The 14776-nt window shown below is 46.0% G+C and carries 22 protein-coding genes and 1 pseudogene; 1 reads left to right on the forward strand and 22 read right to left on the reverse strand.

Features of this window, described 5'->3' with window-relative positions; genetic code table 11:
- Window positions 1–149: 149 nt before the first annotated feature.
- The 4 genes from ACESZP_RS17330 to ACESZP_RS17345 form a co-directional block, all read right to left on the reverse strand.
- On the reverse strand, window positions 150–371 hold the full coding sequence (locus ACESZP_RS17330; RefSeq protein ID WP_002596507.1) for a DUF4318 domain-containing protein: 222 nt from the start codon (window positions 369–371) through the stop codon (window positions 150–152).
- 317 nt (window positions 372–688) lie between these two features.
- Window positions 689–985, reverse strand: a complete 297-nt coding sequence (locus ACESZP_RS17335; protein ID WP_005927679.1) for a DUF3847 domain-containing protein — start codon at window positions 983–985, stop codon at window positions 689–691.
- A complete protein-coding gene (locus ACESZP_RS17340) occupies window positions 978–1319 on the reverse strand; it encodes a replication initiator protein A (protein WP_005927681.1) in 342 nt (113 codons plus the stop codon). Before ACESZP_RS17340 ends, ACESZP_RS17335 begins: the two co-directional genes overlap by 8 nt.
- Window positions 1316–1504 carry a hypothetical protein gene (locus tag ACESZP_RS17345; protein WP_005927683.1) on the reverse strand — a complete coding sequence of 63 codons (189 nt, stop codon included), beginning with the start codon at window positions 1502–1504 and terminating at the stop codon, window positions 1316–1318. Before ACESZP_RS17345 ends, ACESZP_RS17340 begins: the two co-directional genes overlap by 4 nt.
- A gap of 483 nt (window positions 1505–1987) precedes the next feature.
- Between ACESZP_RS17345 and ACESZP_RS17350 the strand changes: the two genes are divergently transcribed.
- Window positions 1988–2794 (forward strand): helix-turn-helix domain-containing protein, encoded by an 807-nt coding sequence (locus ACESZP_RS17350; protein WP_005924756.1) that lies wholly within the window; start codon window positions 1988–1990, stop codon window positions 2792–2794.
- Between the two features lie 107 nt (window positions 2795–2901).
- On the opposite strand, the gene ACESZP_RS17355 is transcribed toward ACESZP_RS17350, so the two are convergent.
- The 18 genes and pseudogenes from ACESZP_RS17355 to ACESZP_RS17440 all read right to left on the reverse strand — a co-directional run.
- Entirely contained in the window at window positions 2902–3519 is a 618-nt protein-coding gene (locus tag ACESZP_RS17355) for a hypothetical protein (RefSeq protein ID WP_233105080.1), read from the reverse strand.
- A gap of 52 nt (window positions 3520–3571) precedes the next feature.
- Window positions 3572–3949, reverse strand: coding sequence for a TnpV protein (locus tag ACESZP_RS17360; protein ID WP_024739843.1), 378 nt, complete (start codon window positions 3947–3949; stop codon window positions 3572–3574).
- Complete coding sequence (locus tag ACESZP_RS17365; RefSeq protein WP_002593556.1) at window positions 3909–4181, reverse strand: helix-turn-helix domain-containing protein; 273 nt, start codon at window positions 4179–4181, stop codon at window positions 3909–3911. Before ACESZP_RS17365 ends, ACESZP_RS17360 begins: the two co-directional genes overlap by 41 nt.
- 281 nt (window positions 4182–4462) lie before the next feature.
- A complete protein-coding gene (locus tag ACESZP_RS17370) occupies window positions 4463–6076 on the reverse strand; it encodes a recombinase family protein (RefSeq protein WP_499709890.1) in 1614 nt (537 codons plus the stop codon).
- Between the two features lie 141 nt (window positions 6077–6217).
- The gene (locus ACESZP_RS17375) at window positions 6218–6415 is read right to left on the reverse strand and encodes a transposon-encoded TnpW family protein (RefSeq protein ID WP_087216728.1); all 198 of its coding nucleotides are present in this window, start codon (window positions 6413–6415) and stop codon (window positions 6218–6220) included.
- 12 nt (window positions 6416–6427) lie between these two features.
- Window positions 6428–7267 carry an ATP-binding protein gene (locus ACESZP_RS17380; protein ID WP_499709891.1) on the reverse strand — a complete coding sequence of 280 codons (840 nt, stop codon included), beginning with the start codon at window positions 7265–7267 and terminating at the stop codon, window positions 6428–6430.
- Window positions 7264–8007 (reverse strand): phage replisome organizer N-terminal domain-containing protein, encoded by a 744-nt coding sequence (locus ACESZP_RS17385; protein ID WP_024738893.1) that lies wholly within the window; start codon window positions 8005–8007, stop codon window positions 7264–7266. The genes ACESZP_RS17380 and ACESZP_RS17385 overlap by 4 nt, the downstream gene beginning before the upstream one ends.
- Window positions 7997–8191 (reverse strand): hypothetical protein, encoded by a 195-nt coding sequence (locus ACESZP_RS17390; RefSeq protein ID WP_226948262.1) that lies wholly within the window; start codon window positions 8189–8191, stop codon window positions 7997–7999. The genes ACESZP_RS17385 and ACESZP_RS17390 overlap by 11 nt, the downstream gene beginning before the upstream one ends.
- Window positions 8192–8376: 185 nt before the next feature.
- Complete coding sequence (locus ACESZP_RS17395; RefSeq protein ID WP_499709893.1) at window positions 8377–9993, reverse strand: relaxase/mobilization nuclease domain-containing protein; 1617 nt, start codon at window positions 9991–9993, stop codon at window positions 8377–8379.
- On the reverse strand, window positions 9965–10363 hold the full coding sequence (locus ACESZP_RS17400; protein ID WP_117715681.1) for a plasmid mobilization protein: 399 nt from the start codon (window positions 10361–10363) through the stop codon (window positions 9965–9967). The genes ACESZP_RS17395 and ACESZP_RS17400 overlap by 29 nt, the downstream gene beginning before the upstream one ends.
- A gap of 417 nt (window positions 10364–10780) precedes the next feature.
- On the reverse strand, window positions 10781–11008 hold the full coding sequence (locus ACESZP_RS17405) for a helix-turn-helix domain-containing protein (RefSeq protein ID WP_055230545.1): 228 nt from the start codon (window positions 11006–11008) through the stop codon (window positions 10781–10783).
- On the reverse strand, window positions 10998–11444 hold the full coding sequence (locus tag ACESZP_RS17410) for an RNA polymerase sigma factor (protein WP_055230544.1): 447 nt from the start codon (window positions 11442–11444) through the stop codon (window positions 10998–11000). The genes ACESZP_RS17405 and ACESZP_RS17410 overlap by 11 nt, the downstream gene beginning before the upstream one ends.
- Before the next feature lie 215 nt (window positions 11445–11659).
- Window positions 11660–12139, reverse strand: a complete 480-nt coding sequence (locus ACESZP_RS17415; protein WP_118375090.1) for a hypothetical protein — start codon at window positions 12137–12139, stop codon at window positions 11660–11662.
- 176 nt (window positions 12140–12315) lie between these two features.
- Window positions 12316–12960, reverse strand: coding sequence for a zf-HC2 domain-containing protein (locus ACESZP_RS17420; protein WP_055230542.1), 645 nt, complete (start codon window positions 12958–12960; stop codon window positions 12316–12318).
- Window positions 12953–13453: an RNA polymerase sigma factor gene (locus tag ACESZP_RS17425; RefSeq protein WP_055230541.1), complete on the reverse strand. Its 501-nt coding sequence runs from the start codon at window positions 13451–13453 to the stop codon at window positions 12953–12955. Before ACESZP_RS17425 ends, ACESZP_RS17420 begins: the two co-directional genes overlap by 8 nt.
- Before the next feature lie 198 nt (window positions 13454–13651).
- On the reverse strand, window positions 13652–13792 hold the full coding sequence (locus tag ACESZP_RS17430) for a Maff2 family mobile element protein (protein WP_118375089.1): 141 nt from the start codon (window positions 13790–13792) through the stop codon (window positions 13652–13654).
- A gap of 252 nt (window positions 13793–14044) precedes the next feature.
- Window positions 14045–14416 (reverse strand): annotated as a pseudogene (locus ACESZP_RS17435) (ATP-binding cassette domain-containing protein); the annotation flags it as partial.
- 135 nt (window positions 14417–14551) lie between these two features.
- A partial coding sequence (locus ACESZP_RS17440; protein ID WP_499709895.1) for a sensor histidine kinase occupies window positions 14552–14776 on the reverse strand: 225 nt, incomplete at its 5' end.

Here is a 14776-nt window from a genome sequence, read left to right on the forward strand (position 1 = left end):
TGGCGTTTTACCACCTCATTTTGGGCAGAAAAAAAGCAGGAGACCTTTTTCAGATTTCCTGCTCGGTGTGCCGCTGTGTAAGCGGCGGGTATTTAGTTGTGAAAGTTCGGGACAAGTTGACCCGATGTGTGTAGAATAACAAACTGGATTTATTTTTCTTTACATTTTATGCCGTAATTTCCCCTACTACCATTTTCGTAGCCCCTATATATTTCATATCTTTTTCCATTTATCTCCACTTCGTCATCGTTAATAAATGTATAAGACTTACCATTTTCTTCACAATACTTTGAAATTGCTTCCATAGTTTTTGCAAGAGTTGGGTAATTGGCACTATCCTCATAAGGAACCCAAAAAGCTTTTTTAAACATATAAAATACCTCCTTCTAATTTGTTAAGTAATCCACGAATTTTCAAAGCGTTATAAAATAATAGTATCATACAGCTTCGCAAAAATCCACTTATAACTTCAAACTTGTCGGCTGGGAACAGCTTGCAACGCAAGGTGTCCCCAGATGGCAAGTCCACAAAAGGGTAGCTGGTGGTAGCCAGCGCAGGGGAAGCGTAGCGTCCCCTGTATGATTTGGAGCAGACCATGACTGCGGAAAATCACAGCCCTCCGGCGAGGAGCCTTCGGAGAACGCAATGCGCCAACCTCTGGGTGGTGTATAATTGCGCCCTTAGTAAACTAAGGGGGTTCCGGCATCTCCCGTTCCAGCAGTTTTTTCAATAGTTCCTGCGTGTCCTGTCTGTGAAAAATGAGTTTCAACAACAGCATGACATCATCATCTGTCAGGCGTTCCGGCTCTTGCAGAAAACTTTCCAGCATACCGCCACGGGTACAGAGCCGGTGCGTCCGTTCCTTTCGGGTAAGCTGTTTCAACTGGTGCTGCAATGCCTTTTCATCATTGATGGCTTTCCGCAGTTTCTTTTCGCTTTTTTCCAACTCCCGATTGAGTTTTTCCAGCTTTGAGGTATCAGGCAAGGGCAGCGTCCTCCTTTCCCGGTATCAGCACATAAATCCGGTTTGGTTCTCCAATGCCCTGACGCACCCGCATGATAAGTCCGGCAGTTTCCAGTTCATTCAGAGAACGCTTGACCGTCATGGAGCTGCGGGACAGGACTGCGGCAATGGCTGTGACAGGGAAGCAGACAAAGAGGATTCCGTTCTCGTCCTCCTGCCCTTTGGAGAGCATAGCGTCCAGCATCCGGCAGTACATGACCTTTGCGGTGCTGCTGACTGGAAATCCTGTCAACGCTCTGGGAAAAGGCATACAGGGCGGCAATGGTGTGTCTATCGTCATAAATTCAAAATTCATTCTGTGTGTTCCTCCTTTTTCTTTGCTCGTTTGGATAAATAACAGGGGCAGTCAATCACAACCGCCCGGAAGCTCTGCTTGCACCCATGCTGGCATTTCCGGCATAATTCGTTGTAAGTGACACGCCCCCGGTCATTGAGGTAAAAGGAAAGCTCATACTTCCTCTTTTTGCTCATTCTCGGCATATTGCGCTTCCTCCCGTTTTAGTGTATGGTTTCGGGGCGATTTTCGGTAAAATTACAGCCATAGAGCCGCTTAAAATCTCCCGAAGTATCAGCGATAGGGTAGACTGTCCCCCTATCAGATTGTTGTGTTTCGGTATCATTTCGGTGTCAGTTCGCCAGTTCTCCCCGGTGTCGTTCCTCCCCTGAATCTCACAGCGGCGTATCGCTCCCTTTGGTACGCTCGTTTTGGTCAGGGTTCCTCCATATCCCTGCCAAAATTCATGGCGCTACATCGCCGGGGAAGCATATCCCACACAGGCTGGTCATTCGATTGGAATAATCCATCGATGAACTACCTGTATCATAGAACATTTTTGTGCCCTGTGCCGTATGTCCACAAAGTAGGAATTAAGGGTAAAAATCAGAAATTTCCACGATTACGGAAAGTGTGATATAATCCAGATAAGCGGCAGCAATGAAACCGTTGGAAAGGAGCGTGTGCCCATGAAAGGAGCAACAAGCATACAGGAACGCCTTTGGGAACTCCGCAAGGACAAAGGCTTAAATCTGGAAGAACTATCAAAACTAACGGGTATTTCTAAATCAGCCCTTGGCAGTTATGAAAAAGAAGATTTTAAGGAAATCAATCATGGCAACCTTATCACGCTGGCAGACTTCTATGGGGTTTCCGTCGATTATCTGCTGTGCCGGACAGAGAACAGGGAGCAGATCAACACGCCACTGACGGAGCTGCATTTGAACGATGAAATGGTTGCACTTCTGAAAAGCGGTCGGATCAACAACCGTCTGCTCTGCGAACTTGCCACCCATAAGGACTTTATCAAGTTTCTTGCGGACATTGAGATTTATGTGGATGGGATTGCCACCATGCAGATTCAAAACCTCAACACCCTTGTCGATACTGTCCGACATGAAATCATAGAACGGTATCGCCCTGGCGAAGATGACCCACATTTGAAAGTGCTGCAAGCCGCCCATATCAGTGATGATGAATATTTCAGCCACATGGTTCTGGATGACCTAAACCTGATTATCCGGGATATTCGGGAAACCCATAAAAAGGATAGTGAGAGTGCGCCCCAGACCACTGTTGCCAATGAACTGAAAGAAAATCTGGAAGCGGTCGAAAATTTCAAGGGCAGCCGTTTGGAAAAACTGGCAGTGCTTTACTGCAAGCAGCTCGGTATCAACTATAAAAATCTGTCAGATGAAGAATTTCGCTGGCTTATTCGGATTCTCCAAAAATCAAAGAAAACGGGAACGCCTATCAACCAGAGGAAAAAACGGTAAAGGAAAACCGCTGTTGCATGGTTTGTTGGATTCCATGTAGCAGCGGTTTGTGCTGTGGTTATTCAGTTGAAATTTTGAAGTGGTAAGTTGTATATTATAATTTCATATTACCATGGAAAAACAAAGTAAAATACCAAAGCACTAATTACCGAAGCGATTAGAAAAAGCTTCTTACTTTTTGCTTTTTTATAGAACATGAAAAGAAAAATTAGTACTCCTATTACATCCATCAATAACTGAAATAGGAATGTATGATGCCCTAAAAAGTAAATAAAAATTACAATTGCTTCTGCGGCTAAAGCACCTACTGGCAGAGAATATAATATAGAATTAAAAATATGTTCTTTATTCCAGTAATATAAGATAAACGCTGCTATTGCACAAGGGATTGAACAAATAGTAAATAATATAAATAGTGAAGTACGAAAACCACCAGAAAATAAAGGTATGAATGTTCCTAATATTGCTTGTAATCCATAGAAACTCAATGTCATTCCAAACATATATAAAAACGAACTAATCCCTGCACAAATGTTTGAAGTACTTGCTAAAACAATGATGGTATTGGTAATAATCCAAAATCCCAATAGTGTTTGAATTGACGAAAAACTCCATAATGTATCAGCTGGGCAATAATCTGTAAGCCTGCAAATACATCCGACTAAAATACCAACCCAAAAAATTGTTATATAGGATTTCATACTATGGGTTAAGGTTTTGTTCATAAATTTCCTCTCCTTCAGCTTTCAGTTTGTAATTGTCATTCTGACATACCGTTTATGAATAAACCATCTCATGCAAAATAATTTCTTCTGCCCGGTTGTGAATGTTATTGCAACGCTGCACCCATTCCATTTGAGAAGTACGCTTCAATTCCTCAGTCACGCCCTCGGCAGCTTTCATCTGCTCCATGATGGTGTCTAACCGTTCCTGTGCCTGTTCGTTCAGGTCTGCAAGGTATGTCCATAACTTCCCGGTCAGTGTCAATGTGTTCAATCTGGCTGGGTGGACTTCTCTTAAATATTCCCGGTGCATCCGTCCGTACTTTCCGATAGGGCGGTGTTCCTCCGGCAGCTTCAAATCTGGGATATAATAATCCCCAACAAGGATATAATCAATTCCGTTTTCCGTTATTCTTGGTTTCAATTCGCTCATGTTCCTTACCTCCTGTGGAAGCAGGCTCGTCTGGTACTAACTCAATCACATCGGTAATCTCACAATTCAGCGTTTCGCAGATACGGGCTAATGTATCCATGCTGATGTGCTTTCCCTCTTTGCTCATGTTGGCAATCATATTCGTTGTCATACCGGCGGCAAGCCTTAAATCTTCTTTTCTCATATCACGCTCTAACAGTGTATGCCAGAGTGGTTTATAGCTGATGTGCATATTATTTTCCTGCCTTTCTATCCATACCACCGGGGCGGCTGCCCCGGCAGGAACTTTTCTCTTATTATAGCACCAATCTTGTGAAACCACAATTTATTCTTGTAGCCTGCCGCTGATACCGTCTGGATTGTGCTTTTCCTTTCTTTTTTGTTCCCTTTAATTAGCCATGAACTGCTTCATGCCCTGGCTCTTTACTTGTGTGTGGTAAAGAAGCAATAGAAGTGTAAAATTTTTTGCCGTTCCCATCCGGCACTTAGCTACTGTGTCGGATAGGTCGGGCATTATTCGTCGGGAAGTTCTACCTTGCCGACAAAGCTGTAATAAATATCAATGTCCTGTCTGCGTGTGCCGTTCTCGTCATAGCTGCACTCATGGACAACGATTTTTTCAATAAACTCCCGTAGCAGGGTATGGGTCAATTCCTCAAAGCTGGTGTACTTGCGGACAACTTTCATAAACTTTTCCGCATTAACCGTGGCTTCCTGTGCCTTTGCCAGTTCCGCTTGCAGTTCGACGGCACGGCTCTTGACCTGTTTCTGTTCGGCTTCATAGTCTGCGGAAAGTTCCGCAAAGCGTTCATCAGAAATACGCCCAGTCACACTGTCCTCATAAAGCCGCTTGAAGATAGCGGACAGCTCCGCAATCCGCTTTTCGGCTGCGTCCAGTTCCTTTCGCTTGGCAGCGTTCCGGCGTTTGCCGCCGTCCTCGTTCTGCTCGATCAGCAGCTTCATAAACTGCTTTTCATGCTTGGCTGCATAGCTTGTCACTTTCCGCAGATTGGCGGTCACACCCGCAGCCAAAAGGTCGGTGCGGATAAAATGTGCGGTGCAATCGTGGGTACGCTTCTTGTAGTTGCCGCAGATGTAGCAATCCTGTTTTCGGGTTTTGTTCTCGTATCTCTGCTGATAGAGGACGCTTCCACAATCGGCGCAGAACAGTAAGCCGGAGAATAGACCGACTTCATCATAGCGGTTTGGACGCTTGCGCTGCTTGCGTAATTCCTGCACACGCTCCCATGTGGCAAGGTCAATGATTGGCTCATGGGTATTCTCGAAAATGACCTGTTTTTCTTCGGGATTTTCCACGCTTGATTTGACCTTGTAGGACACTTTCTCGGTCTTGAAGTTTACCGTATGCCCCAGATATTCCTTGCGTTCAAGGATATGGACAATCGTGTTGGTCGCCCACTTGTAGGGATAATCGGGGTAGTAACGGCGTGTGCTGCCTGTCCTGCGGTATTCCAATGTACCCGGTGTTGGAATTTGCTGCTCGGTCAATATACGGGCGATTTTGGTTGGACCGTTCCCGGCAAGGCACAAGCTGAAAATCTGCTTGACGACCGGGGCAGCTTCTTCGTCCACGATAAAGCGTCCGTCCTCGCCTTTGAGATAGCCATAGACCGGCTGACTTGTGATAGGCTTGCCACTCATGCCTTTGCTGCGGAAAACTGCCTTGATTTTCTTGCTCGTATCTCTCACCATCCATTCGTTGAAGATATTACGCAGAGGGGCAAAATCATTGTCGCCCTGTGCGCTGTCCACTCCATCGTTGATAGCGATAAAGCGAACGCCCCTTTGTGGGAAAATCATGTCCGTATACATTCCCACTTGGAGATAGTTTCGCCCTAATCTCGACATATCCTTGACAATGACCGTTCCGACTTTCCCGGCTTCAATATCCGCAAGCATGGCTTGAAAACCGGGTCTTTGGAAGTTCGCACCGGAGTACCCATCGTCCGTGTACCATTGGAGATTGGTAAAGCCGTTCTGTTTTGCATAGCTTTCCAAAATACGCTTCTGGTTGGAGATGGAATTACTCTCGCCCTGCAATTCATCTTCATGGGATAATCTCGGATAAAGGGCAGTAATGAGGTTTTGGGTTGTCTGTCTAATCATGGTTTCCTCCATTTCCGACAGCCAGCCCCACTATTCCGTAAGGAAATTATATCACACGGGGCGGCTGTCTGTATAGCTGGTAAATGTGAATTTTGCTTCTTTATCGCCCGTCATTATGACGATTTTTTGGAATTAGGCTTGTCATACAGTATAACTTGGCTTGTGTGTAGCTGCGGTTTCCGCTTCAAGCACTTTCATCATCTTGTCGGCTGCGGTGGCTGTGGTATCTTTCTTGAAAAAGCCGGACACAACAAGCACGGTGTTACCCATGCGAATCTCCGTCACGCAGTCCGGGCGGCGGTCGGTGCGGTCATTGTTATTCTGTTTGTTTTCTGTCATAGGCAACTCCTTTCACTTCAACAGTTCTTTTAGTCCATTGAGCTTGGTTTGTGCCGTTTCCTTTCGGAAGTTCTCGCCTGTAAAGAGGATAGGCAGACACATTTCAAGCACTCGGTCATAGATACGGGCGTGGGCGGTGTCCTGTGGATTTTGCAGTTCCGTAAGGCTTAGATTGGTGGTGACAATCAGCAGCTTTCGGCTGCGGTATCGGCTGTCAATTACATTGTAGACCTGTTCCAAACCGTACTCTGTGCCACGCTCCATACCAAAATCATCAAGTATCAGCAGAGGGAAACGGCAAAGACGCTCGATATATTCGTTTCGCCCCTCAAAGCTGGCAGTTAAATCATTCAGTATCGCAGAAAAGTTTGTCATGCGGACGGAGATTTCCTGTTCCATAAGGGCATTGGCAATGCATCCGGCAAAATAGCTTTTTCCTGTGCCTACCTTGCCCCACAAGAGCAGACCATAGTTGTTTTCTCTCATCTGCTCCCAATGCTCCACATATAAATGTGCCTTGCTCATCTGCGGGCATTTGCCGTTGTCATGTGCAAAAGTCCATTCCTGCATGGTGAGGTCGGTAAAGCCCCGGCGTTTCAGTTCCATAACGGTGTCAAGGTGTCGTCTGCGTTCCTCGGCGGATTCACATTCCAAACGCTTCTCCCGTTGGCAGTCACATTCTGTCGGGTGCTTGTCATGCCCCAACCATGCGGCGGTTTCTTTGGGAAAGTAGGCTTCTTTCGCCGTGCGGCACTTGCCGCAGTAAAGCAGACCGTCCTCGCCCGTGTAGTCCTCCGGCTCTGCGGTAGTAGTCATCATATTCAAAACGGTATCGGTAAAAAGTTCAGTCATAAACTCTCGCCCTCCTTAAAGGTGTAATCGGGTATGCCTTTTTTCGGCGGTTTCTTGGCTTCGTCCTCCTGCGCCCACTTGTATATCGTGGCTGCATGACTGCGGTATTTCGTTCCTTTGGACGCTATATGAGTAGATAAGCGGTCAATATAATACTCCCATTTGTCGGGCAGTTCCGCTTTCAGCTCGTCCAGTTCCGTATCGGAAAGAAAAACATTGTTGTATCTGCCATAGCTGCGGGCGGGGGCTTGTCCCGTTTCTAACTCTCTCTCTTTTTCTATCTCTATATCTATCTCTTTCTTTATCTCTATCTCTGGTGGACGAATGTCGGACAAATGTCCGCCGTTTGTCCGGGGTGGTGGCAAAGCCTTGTTTGCAAGCCTTGCCGCCCGTTTTCGTTCCGCTTCGGTAGAGGATTGCCCTATCATCAGTTCAATATCGGTCATGTAGAGCAAGCCGCCGTGTAGCTGCTCCACAAGCCCCAACTGCTGAAAAATCCCTAACGCCCGTTCCACCGTGCCTACCTGCTGACGGGTAAGAGTGGCGATCATCTGTGCTGTGTAAGGGATATTCTCGTCAAGCTGCAACTTGCCGCCGTTTTTCAGCGATTTTAAGTACAGCTTCAAGAGAATGTTGGAATAGAGAATACCGTCCGGCATACTCTCCAACAGCACGATAGCGTCATCATCAAAATAGCTTTCTTTCAGTTTGAGGTAGTAATATTTGCGGTTATCTGCCATAGGCGGTGTCCTCCTTTGGTTTCCAACGCTTGGAGTAATACCGGTGGCAGAGGATAATCACGGCTCGGAAACTCTGCTTGCAATCGTGGGTGCAGCCCCGGCAAAGGTCGTTATAGGTAATTCGGTTTCGGTGGTTGAGGAAAAAGCTCCATTCAAGCTGCCGTTTGTTGCTCATGCGTGGCATTGGTACGCTCCTTTCTGCCGTTTCCGTGGGTATCACGGATAGGGCGGGAAAACTGTATTTTCTCGGTATCATTTTCGGGGATTTTTTGCCCTGTACGCCCTGTTTTGAGGTCGGGGAGTATTGCGGATAGGGGTAATGGCATATCCCTGTTTTTGTTTGGTTTCGGTATCATTTCGGGGCGGTTTTTAACGCTCCTGTTCATGCTTTTTCTGTCTGCTCGGTTCGCCGTGGTGCATTTGGGAAAGATTGCTTTTCATGGTCTGCAACTCCCGGACACGCTCTTTATTTGCCCGGTACTCGTTGTAAAGGGCGTTCTTCTCGGCGGTAAGCTGCTCGATTTCAGCCTGCAACGATTTATAGGTGGGCAGCTTGGTAATGCCTTTTTGCCGAAAATATCTTACGGCTGCGTCTGCTATGATAAAGTCGCTTTCATGCTTTTCCCGGTAGGCTTTGCGTGCCTTATCGGTTTTCTGCTTTTTCAATCCGTCACGCACATCTCTTGTCTTGGCATAGGCAAGCACCTGTTTCTGCAAGTCCTTTTTCTCACGGATAGCCGTTTCAATGGGCTTCAGCTTGGCGGTGCTGCTGTGTAAATCCGCATTGGCAGACACAAGGGCTGCGTCCAGTTCATCCGGGGTAAAGCCGTATTGCTCCATAGCGGCAACGGTAGCCGCCATCTGTTTGAGATTGTGGACAGCCGCCCAACGGTCATAGCCGATACCTTTTCCCTCGGCTCGCTTCGCCGCACGGTCAACCATTCTCTGTATGTTGCCTGTCGGGGCGATTTTCTGCGTTTTTCCTCGCTCTGTGCGGTTTGTTTCAGCGGTATGGTATTCGAGTATGGGTGCGGTCTTTTCGGCGGCTCTGTGGGTGTTCTGCTCCAAAAGGGCAAGAACGGCGGCACGGTCAAAATCATCTCCCAGTTTTCGGGCAGTAATGGGTTTCGTCCTGTCCGGGGTAAGGTAGGACAACCGCCCTCGGCTCTCTTTGACGATCACACCCTGCCGCAGAAGTAAAGCGGAAAACTCGTCAAAGGTAGTAGCTTCGCTCATGGCGTTCCGTATGGTCTGCCGTAGCTTCGCCTTGTCGGTTTCAAACTTGGTCTGCTTTGCAGGCTGCCCCTCGGCTGCAAGGGTGGCACTTTCCTTGTCAAGTTTGGCTTGTCCTTTCTTCTGCGCCCAATACTCACGCTCGGTAATGCGGTTTTTACTGCCATGGAGCAGGTCGATTTGATAGAGATTTTCCCGGTGGCACATCTCCATGACCTCGGCTTTGAAGTATTCCATAGCAGCGTCCGTGCAGCGATGTTTGCACCCGGCACGGGTATCTGCCGGTCTGTCCATGTAGGGCAGCAAGGGTACTTCCTCAATACGCAGAGAATTGATAACGATATGAACATGGATATTGCCGCTGTGGTTGTGTCCGTCCGGGTGGGTGCAGACAATGGCTTGGTGTCCGGGGAAATGCTCGGCACAAAATTTCTCGCCCAATGCTTGCGCCCGGTCTACGGTCAAGCCGTTGTCCGCTGCGTCCCGTGGGTCAAAGGAAATGATATAGTGGTGGCTTTTCACATCTTCCCGTTTTTGGTTTTTACCGTATCGGAGATTTGCCCGCATACAGGCAACGGCAAAATCTTCCTCGCCGCAGTTCAGCGTTGCTATTCTGTAATCGTCCCTCGGCACAAGCCGCCCGGTTTCGTCAAGGGTGGGCTTCATGGTAAACTCGTCATGCTCAAAGGTTAGATACTGCTCGGCTGCACCGTAGTCCGCATTTTTAGAGCTGATATGCTTGAATGTTGCCAACAGCGTCACCCACTTTCTGTAAGACTTCAAACTTTAGGGCAGCAAGGTCGGAAACCGCCGCCCGTACTTCCCCGGCAAGCTGCGGATAGGGACTGTGCCACTCGTTCAGCGTCCGGGCTATCTGGTTTAAGTTGCCGCCGATCCTGCCGTATTCGGCGGTCAGCTTCCCGACAGCGGCAAGCAGCTCGTCGTTGACGGGAGAAACGGTTATGATGGGGCGTATGGCTGCCCCGATTATGGCTTGCCGGATAAACTCGGCTTGGCTCATGTTGTAAGCAGAAAGCCGCTGGGCAAACTCGGCGTATTCTTCCTCGGTCATGCGTGTTTTGACTACCCGGCTGCGGTGCGGTGTGTTGTATCGTTTTCGCATGGTAAAACCTCCTTTCTGTGCGTGGTGTCCTCTCACTAATAGGAGAAAAACGGGGTGTGAAGCGGAACTGTTTTTGAAAAATCCGAAAAAATATTTTGAGGGATTTTTAAGCGGCGCAAGCCGCATAAGCAGGGTTTGGGGAAGGCACTCCCCAACAAGATTCCCGCAGGGGCAAAATGAGCGAAAAGCGAATTTTGGTACTGCGGTAGAATCTTGCTCTAAGAAAAGCACGCTCCGGCTCGGCGTACTTTTTGCTCAATTTCTCCTGTTATGTCCTACTACGGACAACTTGCAATTTTGCCAAACGGAACGGCAAACCTTTTTCAATGCCGCACACTTTAGGAGAAATGGGCGCAAAAAAAGCAGCAAACCTTTTTCAGATTTACTGCTTGTATGTGCCGCTGTAATGGGCGGCGGTTATTCAGTTGTATCGGGCGGGGATACTCGGCTAAAGCGAAACTTAAATAACGCTTTCAGCAGCGTTTCCGTGATGAAGTCCTCGGCTTCCTTGTCAGCTTGTCCGCTGATACGGGAAGCATAGCGTATTCGCCGCCCATAATACTGCAATACGGTGTTGACCGCTTCCGGCTCGCCGCTGGTAGCCTGTACGATTGTGTCATAGGGGAGAAGCTCGTTATTCCTCATGCGCCAGTCCCTCCATTTCCTCGTAAAGCTGCTGTATGGCTTTTCGGATATGGTAGCCCGCTGCACTGCGGCTGCGTCCGTACCGTCTGCCGATTTCATGCTGCGGCATACGCTTAAAAAAGGACAGATAGAGCATTTCCTGCTTCTGCGCTGGCAGACGGGAGAGGGCTTGTACCAGCAGCCCATTGCTTAGGATAACGGTATCGCCGCAAAGATGGACGATGTATTCCTCGTCCGGCTCCGGGGCTTTGAAATATTCATCTGTCGTGCCTAAAGGATAGTGCTTTTCATCTGTGATGTAGTCAAGGGATATTTCTCTTTTGTGTTTCCTGCTCCATGTCCGCAGCGCTGTGTAGCTGGCATTGCGGATAACAATTTTACAAAAAGCGTGGAATGTGTACTCGATATGCTCTTTGTATTCTTCTGTGCAAGTCATAGGAAATCCCCCCTTCCCTCCGCAAAGAGTTGTGGCTGGTTGATAGTTGCTTTTTATGATGACAAAGGGCGGCAGCACTTTTTGCTGTCGCCCCTTGATTACCCATTTGCGAAACCGGGCGGGGCTGTCAACGGCGGGCTTTAGCCCGTTCATCTTGACCGTTGACTGCTCCGGCTGGGTTTGCTATTTGTGTTTTAATCACTTACCTAAAGAAATTATTTTTCTTTCCACGACTTTTCAAGAAAATCTGTTAATTCTGGGATTTCCATCTGTTTTAGACCAGTTATATTTCCATTTCTATCTCTTTCTGTAATAATGCCAATATCACCGTTTGCAGAGTGTACCTCAGTTCCTTCAAAAGTTCCATCGGTAGCCCGGTTATCAGCAAAATAGCAGACTGACTTACCATTAAAAAACAGCTGGTTTTCGTCAGAATTATAGGTTAAACCGTATTGCTCATACTGTTCTAAGTTATTAGCAGTTTCTTCGTAAATCTGTTTGTTGATTAGTTCATTAAATGCCTTTTGTTCTTCCGTAAGCCCTTTTTCATAGTCTTGGTCAGTGGTATCCCGAACATTTTCAGCTTTGCTTTTTTCAGGTTGAGTTGAAGAAAAAACAGCATATACGCCACCAACCATCAAAAGCATTACGGCAAGAGTGAGAATAGGAACAATTATTTTTTTCTGTTTCATCATAATATTAAATCCCTTCTTTTTGCAAGTTGATAAGTATAGTATAGTGTTTTCCTCCTTTCACCCATAAGAGCAGCACCATCACAGAATGTTACACATGATTTGCAGTTTTTTAAGCTCTAAAGTATAAAGAGTAGCTACCTCACACAAAGATAGCTACCCTCAAATTTTATGCAGCTTTACTCGAAAATATCTTTTGGTGCAGTAGGTAATAAATCGCCTTTCTTCCAAATAAGCTCACAATTATTAGGTGTACCATAATATACAGCAATGTAGTCCTTTTTTTCATGGTTAAACCCATAATTCATTATTTCGGTTTCTCCATCGGATAATTCTTCTTTGATAACCGTTCTTAATACAGAAATATACAAGTTTCTATTTTCGTCTGTGTAAGTCTTAATTGTTCCTCCACAGTATCCGTCAAGTAGTTCTAATCTAAAAGTAATCTGTTCATCGGTCAGTGAATATGCCGAGATTGAAATTTGCTCTGGGCTTACCATGCTATTTTGTCTTATAAACAAGGCATAATATGTTCCAAATATCGCTGTAAGGACGATAGTCGTTATTACAATTCCTATGATAAATGACCTTAATAGTGAACGTTTCCATGAATGTGCCATCTTCCCCATGACACTGCTTTGTATGCTTTCAGCATTTTCCTTTGTATCAACCACACATTCTGTTTTTAGCTTCTGAAAAATATTGGAACACTTTTCACATTCCTGCAAATGCTCCTCAATCATTTTTCTGCTGTCTGCTGAACAAACTTCATCATAATACAGCGGCAACATATCTTGAATGATGTCGCATGAAATTTTACTCATAACTTTCCTCCTTTACTTGTTCAATGATTTTTAATTTAGCTCTATGAAAGGTTACTCTTGCCCAACTTTCTGTTTTACCAAAAAGTTTTGCTATATCCTGATAACTTAATTCTCCTAACACCCGTAAAGAAAAGACTTCCTTATATGGCTCTGGTAAATTGTGTAGCAGTTTATGTATTCCAAACGCCTGCTCTCTTTGTCCTAACAAAATCTCTATGGAATTAGTATCAACTATTTCATTCTCTACAGAATTAAGGTCGATATTTCTTTTCCTGTGCTTCTCATACAAGAAAAATGAATGCTTCGCAATTTGGCACAGCCAAGTCGTTATTTTACAGTCACCTCGAAAGTTCTCATAGCTTTTCATAGCCTTAAAAAAAGTATCTTGCGCTAATTCTTCTGCAAGTTCTTCATCGTGGCAAAGAGCTAACAGATATTTATATACATCTTCAAAATATAAGGTATATATGTCACTAAAATTAGGGGTATTCAATTATGCACACCTCCTTTCAGCAATAAGAGTAGGCAAGTAACATTTTGTTACAAAAAATATTTGAAGATAACATCAACAAAATATATTATAGCGTGACCGTGTTTGATTTTCAATTTCTGTAAATGCAGAAACATGGAGTGTTCCCCAAATTATACGGAATAGCAGGGGTACTGTCATATCTAATTTATTGTTGCTTCTTTACCAACCATGAGCATTTGCACCGGGGTTGTCGTTGCCGTAACCTTCCAGCAGGTTGATAACGCCCCAGATACCGAGACCGGCACCGAGCGCGATAACGAGGGTCTGAAGAACGGTGATTGCCTGTTCAAAAAATGCCATATAGTTTGTTAGCCGGAATCTGATTAAAAAATAGGTTTGTCATGTTTCATAGGCATACAAAAGCCGGAACAATCTGCCGCCCGGTTTCCGGGGGCATGATTCCGGCTGTCCTCCTTTTTCATTATTTTTCTTGCGATTGTCCGCTTTGTACGCCAATGGCCCATAGAGGGCAGGTGCGGCGAATAGATAAGATCACTCCCTTCTAAAGCGGAACGAAATTAAGCGCCCTTTGTGTCTACTTCATATACATCGCAGTCCTACCAGATCCAGAGCATCTTTGATGGCATGATTGTTTGGTACGCCCCGCAGGGTAGCAAAGATACGCAGGTTCTCTGTGCCGGTCAGATTGGGATAAAAGCCGGGAGACTCAATCAAGCTACCAATACGGGGCAGCAATTTCTTTTCATTCCCCTGCAAGGGTTTCCCCCAGATTTTGACCTCCCCGGAAGTCGGCTTCGTTAAGCCCAACAGCATTTTCATGGTAGTGGTTTTTCCGGCTCCGTTTCTGCCCAGCAGACCATAAATTCTCCCACGCTTCACATGGATATTTAAGTCAGCCACACTCTTTTGTGAGCCATATTGCTTCGTCAGATTTTTTGTTTCAATGATGTAATTTGTATCCATATTCAAAACCTCCTGTTCTGTAAGGTATTCTATCACGCCAACCTTGCATTAACCTTGCCGCAACCTTGCATTAACCTTGCAATTTGAAATCCGGCAAAAATGACAAAGGTTCCCGCCATAAAGACGGGAACCCGCTTAAATCTCCAAAGGAAAAAGCAACATAAATTCAGTTCCTTCTCCCGGAAAGCTTTCAACTGTTATGCTTCCACCCATCTTTTCTACAAGCTGATGGACAATAGAAAGACCAAGTCCGCTTCCTTTTTCGGAGCGTCCTTTATCACACTTATAAAGCCGTTCAAATATGTGTTTCAAATCGTCTTTCTCAATTCCTACTCCATTATCCGCCAGCAGCAGCTCCAT

This window comes from Candidatus Dorea massiliensis AP6, assembly GCF_964245105.1.
GTDB lineage: Bacteria > Bacillota > Clostridia > Lachnospirales > Lachnospiraceae > Laedolimicola > Laedolimicola intestinihominis.

Excerpts from the sequence above, each read along its gene's own strand:
- ACESZP_RS17410 (WP_055230544.1), bottom strand. The coding sequence starts at position 11,444 with ATGACTTGCACAGAAGAATACAAAGAGCATATCGAGTACACATTCCAC.
- ACESZP_RS17430 (WP_118375089.1), bottom strand. The coding sequence starts at position 13,792 with ATGGCATTTTTTGAACAGGCAATCACCGTTCTTCAGACCCTCGTTATC.
- ACESZP_RS17420 (WP_055230542.1), bottom strand. The coding sequence starts at position 12,960 with ATGAGTAAAATTTCATGCGACATCATTCAAGATATGTTGCCGCTGTAT.
- ACESZP_RS17400 (WP_117715681.1), bottom strand. The coding sequence starts at position 10,363 with ATGCGAAAACGATACAACACACCGCACCGCAGCCGGGTAGTCAAAACA.
- ACESZP_RS17330 (WP_002596507.1), bottom strand. The coding sequence starts at position 371 with ATGTTTAAAAAAGCTTTTTGGGTTCCTTATGAGGATAGTGCCAATTAC.
- ACESZP_RS17375 (WP_087216728.1), bottom strand. The coding sequence starts at position 6,415 with ATGACAGAAAACAAACAGAATAACAATGACCGCACCGACCGCCGCCCG.
- ACESZP_RS17380 (WP_499709891.1), bottom strand. The coding sequence starts at position 7,267 with ATGACTGAACTTTTTACCGATACCGTTTTGAATATGATGACTACTACC.
- ACESZP_RS17415 (WP_118375090.1), bottom strand. The coding sequence starts at position 12,139 with ATGATGAAACAGAAAAAAATAATTGTTCCTATTCTCACTCTTGCCGTA.
- ACESZP_RS17360 (WP_024739843.1), bottom strand. The coding sequence starts at position 3,949 with ATGAGCGAATTGAAACCAAGAATAACGGAAAACGGAATTGATTATATC.
- ACESZP_RS17405 (WP_055230545.1), bottom strand. The coding sequence starts at position 11,008 with ATGAGGAATAACGAGCTTCTCCCCTATGACACAATCGTACAGGCTACC.
- ACESZP_RS17355 (WP_233105080.1), bottom strand. The coding sequence starts at position 3,519 with ATGAACAAAACCTTAACCCATAGTATGAAATCCTATATAACAATTTTT.
- ACESZP_RS17350 (WP_005924756.1), top strand. The coding sequence starts at position 1,988 with ATGAAAGGAGCAACAAGCATACAGGAACGCCTTTGGGAACTCCGCAAG.
- ACESZP_RS17340 (WP_005927681.1), bottom strand. The coding sequence starts at position 1,319 with ATGAATTTTGAATTTATGACGATAGACACACCATTGCCGCCCTGTATG.
- ACESZP_RS17345 (WP_005927683.1), bottom strand. The coding sequence starts at position 1,504 with ATGCCGAGAATGAGCAAAAAGAGGAAGTATGAGCTTTCCTTTTACCTC.
- ACESZP_RS17370 (WP_499709890.1), bottom strand. The coding sequence starts at position 6,076 with ATGATTAGACAGACAACCCAAAACCTCATTACTGCCCTTTATCCGAGA.
- ACESZP_RS17365 (WP_002593556.1), bottom strand. The coding sequence starts at position 4,181 with ATGCACATCAGCTATAAACCACTCTGGCATACACTGTTAGAGCGTGAT.
- ACESZP_RS17385 (WP_024738893.1), bottom strand. The coding sequence starts at position 8,007 with ATGGCAGATAACCGCAAATATTACTACCTCAAACTGAAAGAAAGCTAT.
- ACESZP_RS17390 (WP_226948262.1), bottom strand. The coding sequence starts at position 8,191 with ATGCCACGCATGAGCAACAAACGGCAGCTTGAATGGAGCTTTTTCCTC.